Source organism: Rubrimonas sp. (assembly GCF_036788415.1).
In the GTDB taxonomy this organism is placed as follows: Bacteria; Pseudomonadota; Alphaproteobacteria; order Rhodobacterales; family Rhodobacteraceae; genus Rubrimonas.
Genome location: NZ_DAIQNN010000248.1, coordinates 1 through 1,563, shown reverse-complemented (window position 1 = coordinate 1,563; position 1,563 = coordinate 1). Strand labels below are relative to the sequence as shown.

The 1,563-nt window shown below is 68.8% G+C and carries 1 protein-coding gene; it reads right to left on the bottom strand.

Translation table 11 applies throughout. The annotated features are described in order from the left end of the window. Positions 1 to 959: UDP-glucose 4-epimerase GalE (gene galE, locus V7Q31_RS19165; RefSeq protein WP_333835430.1), on the bottom strand; the 959-nt coding region annotated here is incomplete at its 3' end. Between the last annotated feature and the right edge of the window lie 604 nt (positions 960 to 1,563).

The following is a 1,563-nucleotide window of genomic DNA, read 5'->3' as shown; positions in this document are numbered from 1 at the left end:
TGCCAGCGCCATGCATCGCCGATCATGCGATCGGGATCGCTTCGGGTGGGGTTCCAGTCGAACTCCGCCCGCGCGCGCCGTCCGTCGCACACGAGGCGCGACGGATCGCCGGCGCGGCGGGAGCCGAGGATCTCGGGAATGTCGAGCCCCGTGACGATGCGACAGCGGTCGATCATCTCGCGCACCGACAAGCCGTGGCCGACCCCGAGGTTCATCACCGCGCCCTCGCCGCCGTCGAGGACCCGGCTCAGACCGAGAATGTGCGCGTCGACGAGGTCTTCGACGTGCAGGTAGTCGCGAATGCAGGTGCCATCGGGCGTGGGGTAGTCGGTCCCGAAGACGGTGATGCTGTCGCGACGGCCGCTCGCCGCATCGAGGATCAGCGGGACGAGGTGCGTTTCGGGCCGGTGGCGCTCGCCGATCGACGCGGCCCCGTCGGCCCCTGCGACGTTGAAGTAGCGGAAGACGACCGCCCTCAGCCCATGCGCCGCGCCGAAGTCGGCGATCATGCGCTCGATGGCCAGCTTGGTCTGGCCGTAGGGGTTGGTCGGCGACTGGCTGGCGGTCTCCGGGATCAGGTCGAGATCGGCCTCGCCGTATGTGGCGGCCGTCGACGAGAACACCAGCGGCGAAACGGCGGCGTCGCGCATCGCTTCGAGAAGGTTCAGCGTGCCGCCGACATTGTTGCGCCAGTAGCGCCCTGGCTGGGCCACGGACTCGCCCACCTGCGAAAGCGCCGCGAAATGCAGGACCGCCTCGGGTCGGACGTTCTCGAACGCGGCCGCGACCGAGGTCGGATCGAGCAGGTCGCCTTCGATCATCGGCCCGAAGCGAACGGCGTCGCGCCAGCCCGTCGAGAAGTTGTCGAACGTGACGGGTTCGTAGCCACACTCCGCGAGCCTCTTGCAGGCATGGCTGCCGATATAGCCGCCGCCCCCGGTAACCAGCACCCTCGTCATCTCGCGGCCACTCCCTGCGCGGCGCACGCTCAGGCCGCCGCACCCTGGCTGAGCAAACATCGCCACAGCACGACGGGAACGCGCCACGGCAGGATTTCGCTCCATCCACAAGCGATGGCCGGTTCAGGCATCGCACGCGGTCGACGCGACATGACGCTGCTGAGTCCGCGAAGGTGAACCCGGCGTTCTGAATTCTCGCTTCAGTGACTCGGTCGAAACTTGAGGGCCGACAATATTCTGAACATTCGGGGAAATAACGAACGCAGCAACCGCCGACACCCGTGGCGCCCGTCGCGCCGTCGGAACGGTAGGCGGTGTGGTGCGTATGGAGACATGGATCGCCCATGGTCTCGTGAAGCAGGAAGTCCGCCGAATGATCGCCAATCCCGCCGCCGCGCGCCCTTCGACACCCCGGCTCGTCGCCGACGGGCTTCACCGCGGGATCGTCACGAGGACGCCGCGGTTCGATCCCTCGGGCGGCGGGCGGCGCTCTCGCGTGACACGCCTGCGACGCGCGGGCCGGCGCGCATGTCGAGCGGCCCATCTGCAGCCCGTCGCGCCGGCGCTGCGACGACCCGGGCGCCTGACGACCCCCGACGTTTCG